The organism is Bartonella sp. AA86SXKL, assembly GCF_042196885.1.
This window is the reverse complement of the sequence record NZ_JBHIRE010000143.1, coordinates 1-778: the sequence shown is the minus strand read 5'-3', so window position 1 is coordinate 778 and position 778 is coordinate 1. Positions and strand designations below refer to the sequence as shown.

General features: G+C 41.9%; 1 protein-coding gene. It reads right to left on the bottom strand.

The window, feature by feature from the left end:
* Positions 1 to 778: Mur ligase family protein (locus ACFIO5_RS10585; protein ID WP_375705377.1), on the bottom strand; the 778-nt coding region annotated here is incomplete at both ends.

Genomic DNA, 778 nt, shown 5'->3' with positions numbered 1-778 from the left:
CAACCAACTCTAAACGACCAGGTGCTCCCTGCAAAGTTTCAAGAGAACGAAATACCTTATCAGGTGATATACCTGTTGAAATCGCAAGTCCCGCCGCCATAAGTGCATTATTCACTTGAAAATCTCCCGCTAAAGGTAAATTAAATGTGTAGATATTGTTTTCCAAACGACATTCAACACACTGTTTCGAACGTTGATGTTCAATACGATTAATAGTGATAAATTGCCCTTTACGCCCAATTGTTAAAACATGACGACGTGCTTGTGTGAGGGTATCAATAACCTTTTGCGAATAAATATCATCCGCAAAAATCAAAGCAGAAGCATCTCGAGGTAAAAGTGTATCAAATAACCTCATTTTAGCACGCAAATAATCCTCTACGCTGGTGTGATAATCCATATGATCACGTCCTAAATTGGTAAAGGCAGCAGCAGTAAGACGTACTCCGTCAAGTCGGCACTGATCAAGCCCATGCGAAGATGCTTCAAGGGCTGCATGTGTAACACCTTCATTAGCAATTTCAGAAAGAAGACGCTGCAAGAAGACCGGGTCAGGTGTTGTAAGAGAACCATAATCATTTCGTTTAGGAGAAACAACACCTAGCGTTCCTATACTCGCAGCACATAATCCAACCTTTGTCCAAATTTGCCGAAGAAAAGAGACAACTGATGTTTTTCCACTTGTCCCAGTCACAGCAACGACAGTTTCAGGTTGAGAACCATAAAAACGAGCAGCTGCTACCGCTAAGCTATGACGAGCATCCAAAACACGCAAAAG